This is a genomic window from Neisseria sp. HMSC069H12 (assembly GCF_001812735.1).
GTDB classification, from domain to species: domain Bacteria; phylum Pseudomonadota; class Gammaproteobacteria; order Burkholderiales; family Neisseriaceae; genus Neisseria; species Neisseria subflava.
This window is the reverse complement of record NZ_KV810278.1, coordinates 26,338-32,535: the sequence shown is the minus strand read 5'-3', so window position 1 is coordinate 32,535 and position 6,198 is coordinate 26,338. Positions and strand designations below refer to the sequence as shown.

General features: G+C 52.4%; 7 protein-coding genes. 2 read left to right on the top strand and 5 right to left on the bottom strand.

All coding sequences use genetic code 11. The features are described from left to right. The 5 genes from HMPREF2872_RS05885 to HMPREF2872_RS05865 all read right to left on the bottom strand — a co-directional run. Positions 1-1,112, bottom strand: a 1,112-nt coding sequence (locus tag HMPREF2872_RS05885) for a type IV secretory system conjugative DNA transfer family protein (RefSeq protein ID WP_168164756.1), incomplete at its 3' end; no start/stop codon positions are given. Between the two features lie 115 nt (positions 1,113-1,227). Then, complete coding sequence (murA, locus tag HMPREF2872_RS05880) at positions 1,228-2,481, bottom strand: UDP-N-acetylglucosamine 1-carboxyvinyltransferase (protein WP_070504121.1); 1,254 nt, start codon at positions 2,479-2,481, stop codon at positions 1,228-1,230. A 196-nt stretch (positions 2,482-2,677) separates the two neighbouring features. Continuing rightward, complete coding sequence (ftsX, locus tag HMPREF2872_RS05875; RefSeq protein WP_003686699.1) at positions 2,678-3,595, bottom strand: permease-like cell division protein FtsX; 918 nt, start codon at positions 3,593-3,595, stop codon at positions 2,678-2,680. Further along, complete coding sequence (gene ftsE, locus HMPREF2872_RS05870) at positions 3,592-4,242, bottom strand: cell division ATP-binding protein FtsE (RefSeq protein ID WP_003681151.1); 651 nt, start codon at positions 4,240-4,242, stop codon at positions 3,592-3,594. The genes ftsX and ftsE overlap by 4 nt, the downstream gene beginning before the upstream one ends. Positions 4,243-4,490: 248 nt before the next feature. Beyond that, the gene (locus HMPREF2872_RS05865; protein ID WP_070631994.1) at positions 4,491-4,973 is read right to left on the bottom strand and encodes a TlpA disulfide reductase family protein; all 483 of its coding nucleotides are present in this window, start codon (positions 4,971-4,973) and stop codon (positions 4,491-4,493) included. Between the two features lie 169 nt (positions 4,974-5,142). Here HMPREF2872_RS05865 and arsC point away from each other — a divergent pair, with 169 nt between their 5' ends. Both arsC and HMPREF2872_RS05855 read left to right on the top strand, forming a co-directional pair. Further along, positions 5,143-5,502, top strand: coding sequence for an arsenate reductase (glutaredoxin) (gene arsC, locus HMPREF2872_RS05860; protein WP_004519164.1), 360 nt, complete (start codon positions 5,143-5,145; stop codon positions 5,500-5,502). A gap of 25 nt (positions 5,503-5,527) precedes the next feature. Next, a complete protein-coding gene (locus HMPREF2872_RS05855) occupies positions 5,528-6,184 on the top strand; it encodes a YdcF family protein (RefSeq protein WP_070631991.1) in 657 nt (218 codons plus the stop codon). Positions 6,185-6,198: the final 14 nt, after the last annotated feature.

Here is a 6,198-nt window from a genome sequence, read left to right as displayed (position 1 = left end):
ATGCCGATATAGACGGTCATTTTCTTTTTGCGTACGTCGGTCAGCAGGAAATCGTCGGCGGAAGTGGCAGCGTCAATGACGGGGTTGATCCACGGGTTGAGCGGCTCTTTAAACGTGCCCATGATGGAACCGAAGGTTTCCTTCTCTTGGGAGATTAAACCGGAAAAGGCGGTCTTGGCGGCTGGGCTGAGGAAGGGTTTTTGAGATAGGGAGGTAAAGTATTCTTTGAGTTCGGTACCGTTGCCTGATGAAAGGCGGTAGATTTTTCCTAAGGTGCAGGGAGGTTCTTTAACGGTTGCCTGCCAGTTCAAACGCTTCGCATATTTTGTATTTTTGTATACCGATGAATCAAAACAATAAAGCGAAAACGCCAAAAACGCATTCCTTGCCTGCGCCACCCAGAACTTGTCCCGGCTGTCCCCGTCCGGATACAGCATTGCCGCTATCGACATCAAATCCGATACCCGCTGGTCGGGATCGGAAGAAACATAGGTAAACGGGTTCCAACGGTGCGTCCTACCATCCTCGGCAAAAGGGTTGAACAGATAGACTTCCTGACCCAATACCTTTTTGCGGTAGCCGCTGGTCAGGTTGAAGTTTTCCTGTTTGATATCCAAAACTACGACCGAGCTTTTGTAACTCAACAGGTTCGGTATCACGATACCGACACCTTTACCCGAGCGGGTCGGTGCCGCCAGCAATGCAAACTGCTGGCCGCTGTAATGCAACAGCTTGCCGTTGTATTTGCCGACGACTAACGATGTATCGGATTGCTTGAAAAAGCCTGCCTTTACTAGGTCCGACATTCCTGAAAACCTTGCCTCGCCGTGCAGGCTGGGGGAAGCTGTCCTCCATATGGGAACGAGGCTGAACAGGTAGGCCAGCAGCGGCAGACCGAAGCCGGCTATACCTGATGTCTTAATTTGTAAAGAATACGCTGCAACCTGAGGAAGATGCAGCGTATTGAAATATTTGAACCATGTCGTCAGTACCAGCGGGGTTTTATCCAGTCCCAGCCATTGCAGTAAGATAAAGCCGGAAAGGTAGCTGCCGGCAACCAAGGAAAGCAGCAATAAAATTGCCGTAATGATGAATTTGTTGCGTAGGGTCATTTTTATATGCCTCTTAACTTTAGATGATTAAATCGGTTTTAGAAATCAATAAGCAATCTTTAGCAGTAAAGGTCGTCTGAAAAAGCTTTCAGACGACCTTTTTTACACAAGGTTCTTAACCGCGTACGCGTTCGATTTTTGCGCCTACGCCGCCGAGTTTTTTCTCGATGTATTCATAGCCGCGGTCGAGGTGGTAGATGCGTTCGACGATGGTTTCGCCATCTGCGACCAAACCGGCCATGACGAGGCTGGCGGAGGCGCGCAGGTCGGTTGCCATCACGACGGCGCCGGAGAGTTTTTCCACGCCTTTGATGTAGGCGGTGTTGCCTTCGGTGGTGATGTCTGCGCCCATACGGTTGAGTTCGGGAACGTGCATGAAGCGGTTTTCAAAAATGGTTTCCACCACGCGGCTGCTGCCTTCGGCAATAGCGTTCATGGCCATAAACTGCGCCTGCATGTCGGTTGGGAAGCCTGGGTGGACGACGGTGCGGATGTCGACGGCTTTGGGGCGTTGCTGCATGTCGATGGAAATCCAGTTGTCGCCTGCTTCGATGATGGCGCCGGCTTCGGTCAGTTTGTTTAACACAACTTCCATGGTTTTGGGGGCGGCATTGCGCAGGACGACTTTGCCGCCGGTCATGGCAACGGCGCAGAGGAAGGTACCGGCTTCGATACGGTCGGGAACGACGCTGTGTTCGCAGCCGTGCAGCTCTTTTACGCCTTCTATGGTCATGGTTGCTGTACCGATGCCGCTGATTTTTGCGCCCATTTTGACGAGGCATTCGGCCAAATCGACGACTTCGGGTTCGATGGCGCAGTTTTCGAGGATGGTGGTGCCTTCGGCAAGCGTGGCCGCCATCAGCAGGTTTTCGGTACCGCCGACGGTTACGACATCCATGGTAACGCGCGTGCCTTTCAGACGGCCTTTGGCTTTGACGTAACCGTGTTCGATGGTGATTTCCGCCCCCATGGTTTCGAGGCCTTTGAGGTGTTGGTCAACCGGGCGCGAACCGATGGCGCAGCCGCCGGGCAGGCTGACTTGGGCTTCTCCGAAGCGAGCGAGGGTCGGGCCCAAAACCAAGATGGATGCGCGCATGGTTTTTACCAGCTCGTAAGGTGCGCAGGTGTTGTTGACGGTGCCGCCGTTGATTTCAAATTCGGAGATGTTGTCGGTCAAAACGCGTGCGCCCATGCCTTGCAGCAGTTTTTGGGTGGTTTTGACGTCGGCGAGCATGGGTACGTTTTTCAAGCGTAAAGTGCCGGAAGTCAGCAGACCGGCACACATCAGCGGCAGGGCGGCGTTTTTTGCGCCGGATACGATGATTTCGCCGTTGAGGGGGCCGTTGGCAGAGATTTTGAGTTTGTCCACAGGATGTCTTTCGTTATTTGTCTGCACGGTTTATGCCGCACAAATGAAATGAGATGGATAATAGACCATCAATTATAAGGGATTATGCCCTTGCTGTTAGATTTGGCAGTATTAAATTTTCACAAGGTTTGTTTAAGTTGCGAAAGGATAAGATTTCAGGCCGTCTGAATGGTTCAGACGGCCTGTTTGCCAAGGCTTATTTTTTGGCTTTGAAGCCTAAGAGGTGTTGCGTGGTGGCCAGCCATGCGCCGAATATGCCCAGCGCGATGACGAAGCCGAATACCAGCGACACTTCGCTAAATGTGAAGAAACGCCAGCCGATGTTCAGACCGTAGGGTTTGAAAATCGCGTCCACCAGCGGCCGTACTTCGGCCAGCAGCCAAGCCGACAAACCCAAGCTGACGGCGGCGGAGAAAATACTCTGCCACATTGCCTGATAAAGGAAAGGACGGCGGATGAAGGAAGCGGGCGCACCCAACAGCTTGGTGATTTCCAACTCTTCCTTGCGGCTGAGGATTTGCAGGCGGATGGTGTTGTGTGCCACCAAGACAAAGGCCATGCCCAAAGTCAGCGAGAGGAACCACAAAATCTTGCGGATAAATTCGTTAATACGATAAAGGGTCTGTACCCATTCGGTATCCATGGTTGCAGATTCGACGCGCGGCAGTTTGGTAATATCTTTATAGATGGCCTGCATCTGATCCGGAGAAGTGGCAGGGTCGGGCGTAACGATAAAGACGTCTGGCAACGGGTTGCCATCGAGCATGGAAACGAGGTTTTGGTCGAGATTGGTTTGCAATTCTTCCAAACCTTCCTGCTTGCTGATAAAGCGGACTTTATCGATACGGCTGTCGCGCTGGAGCAGGTTTTTCACCGTATCGGCATCAGAACTTGCTGCATCAGTGTCCATATAAACCGTAATCTGTGGCGATTCGTTGAGTTTACCCAATACGCTTTGCCCGCTTTGGATACCCAAATACATAAACAGCGGCAAGGTCATGGCAACGGCAAGCATGAGCAGGGTCAGCAGCGTGCCGATGGGTTGGCGCAAAAGCTCTTTGAGCGCGGCGCGTGCCGATTCGACGTGTAACGAGATGTAATGAATCATACTCATGCGAGACGTCCTTTCTGCAGGCGCAAGACGCGGTGGCCGTAATCCGCCATCAGCGTTTCATCGTGCGCCGCAACAATCACAGTCGTGCCTGCTTCATGGAAGGTTTTGAACAATTCCATAATATCCAGCGCATAGGCGCGGTCGAGGCTGGCGGACGGCTCGTCGGCGATCAGTAGGCTGGGTTGGTGAACCACTGCGCGCGCGATGCACAAACGTTGTTGTTCGCCGCCGGACAAAGTGATGGGCATATCGTTTTCGCGGCCTTTCAAGCCGACTTTCTCAATCGCAATACGCGCGCGCTCTTCAGCTTTGCGCGGCTGGTAGCCGCTGATCCGCAAAGGCAGGATAACGTTTTGCAAGACATTGCGGTCGTAGAGGATTTTGTGGTCTTGGAAGACAATGCCGATATGTTGGCGCATAAAGCCGATCTGATTGTCGCTCAAGGTGCCGAGGTCTTGATTGTTGAACCAAACCTTGCCTTTGGTAGGCTTGGTAATGCCTGAAATCAGCTTCAAAATGGTGGATTTGCCCGAGCCTGAATGGCCGGCGATAAAAATCATCTCACCTTTGTTAATCTGGAAACTGACATTTTTCAGGGCTTCGAAACCGCCGGGATAGGTTTTGGAAACTTGTTCGAAACGGATCATGGGTTTTCCTGAAAATAGGGAGTCAGACGGCCGGCGTCATCGATAGAGCAACATGCCGTCTGAAAAAATGGGGATATTCACAGATTATAAATATTTCGGCTGCTTTTTGATAGTGAAACCTCGGTTCTGCCTGTGGAGACACTGCCGGTTTGCAACACAAAGCAATATGGTTTGAAAAAGGGCCGTCTGAACGATTGGGTTTCAGACGGCCTCGGTATCAGCGTAGGTTAAGCACCTTATCCGCTGTGTTATTTACATTTGGTTTTGGCCAAATTCACGGCGGCGGTCAGGCTTTTTTCGTTGACTTCGCCGGTGATGGTTTGTTTGTAGCCGCATTTCGGCGCTTCGACGACAGTGAAGGGCAATACGCCGACGTTGTTGCCGTGGGCTTTCATGAAGTTGCGGCTGTTGGCGCCGGTATAACGCCAAATCGGGTAGCTGACCGGCGTTTGTTTCAGGAACTTGCCGATGTTGTCGGTCGTATCCAGCGCGATGCCGACCATATCGACGCTGCCTTTTTTCTGAGCTTTGTACCATGCCGACATGGCGGGCATTTCTTTACGGCAGGGGCCGCACCAGGTTGCCCAAAGATTGACCACGCGCACGGGGGCTTTGAGTGACTCCAGGCTTTGCGGTTTGTTGTCCTGCCAACCTGCCGTTTCTTCGGCGGCAAAGGCCGGCGCAGCGGTAAAAACGGTGGCGGACAAGAGAAGGGCGGTTAAGGCTTTCATGGTTGTATCCTTGAGGTTGCCAATCGAAATTGGGTTTATTGTAAAACGGTTTGGTGGGTATGCCTACCGATTCATATCAAGATATCAGGTAAAAAGTTTGAGTAAAAATCAGTTGCAGACGATAATAACCGCCATCATTGAATGATTTTGCAATAATATGGAGACTTTCATGCCGTCTGAATTCACACTTTATCACAACCCACGTTGCAGCAAATCGCGTGCCGCGCTGGCTTTGCTCGAAGAAAAAGGCGTTGCCGCCGACGTGGTCAAATATCTGGATACCGCGCCTGATTTGGCGACTTTGCAGGATATGTTTGCCAAACTCGGTATCGAATCGGTGCGCGGCATGATGCGCACGAAAGACGATTTGTACAAAGAATTGGGTTTGGACAATCCTGATTTGGACAATGCCGCCCTGCTTCAGGCAATCGCCGAACACCCTGCCCTGCTCGAGCGTCCCGTTTTGGTCACGCCTACGCGCGCAGCCATCGGCCGTCCGTTGGAAAACATTGCCGCCCTACTCGGCTGACGGGGTTGGATAAGGTCGTCTGAAGATGATTTCCCTGCTTAAAAGCCGCAATGGCCTGCGATACTACCTGTTTCGCGGCCTTGCTTTGAGCGTTTTGCTGGTGTGCGGTATTTTTTTGACCGGCACATGGCAGATTTACCGGACAGGTTTGCAAACCTTGCCGAAGGACGCTCATGCCGATGCGGCGGTGGTGTTGGGTGCGGCGGCGTGGGACAAACGCCCGTCGCCGGTATTCCGTGAGCGCATCAACCACGCCATTGCGCTCTACCAAAGCCATCGGGTTGGCAAAATCATTTTCACCGGCGGTACGCCCAAAAAAGGATTTATGACCGAAGCCGAAGTGGGGCGCCGATACGCGCTCAAGCAGGGCATACCGGCGCACAATATCCTATTTGAAAACACGTCGCGCAACACTTACGAAAACCTGCGCAATATCGTCCCCATCATGCACGCCAACGGAGTCGGCAGCATTATCGTTGTCAGCGACCCGTATCATTTGGCGCGCGCCGAAGAAATGGCCGCCGATTTGGGCTTGTCAGACGCACAGTTCTCCGCCACCCCGACCACGCGCTTTGACGAGCGCAGCAAGAAAGCCAAGTTTCTGATGCAGGAGAGCTATTCTTTGTTTCTCTACCGTATCGGCAAATGGAGCGATGCGGTTTGGAATTGGATAGGTGGTTGAGCCTTCGGTAATCC

Excerpts from the sequence above, each read along its gene's own strand:
- ftsX (WP_003686699.1), bottom strand. The coding sequence starts at position 3,595 with ATGAGTATGATTCATTACATCTCGTTACACGTCGAATCGGCACGCGCC.
- ftsE (WP_003681151.1), bottom strand. The coding sequence starts at position 4,242 with ATGATCCGTTTCGAACAAGTTTCCAAAACCTATCCCGGCGGTTTCGAA.
- HMPREF2872_RS05865 (WP_070631994.1), bottom strand. The coding sequence starts at position 4,973 with ATGAAAGCCTTAACCGCCCTTCTCTTGTCCGCCACCGTTTTTACCGCT.
- arsC (WP_004519164.1), top strand. The coding sequence starts at position 5,143 with ATGCCGTCTGAATTCACACTTTATCACAACCCACGTTGCAGCAAATCG.
- HMPREF2872_RS05855 (WP_070631991.1), top strand. The coding sequence starts at position 5,528 with ATGATTTCCCTGCTTAAAAGCCGCAATGGCCTGCGATACTACCTGTTT.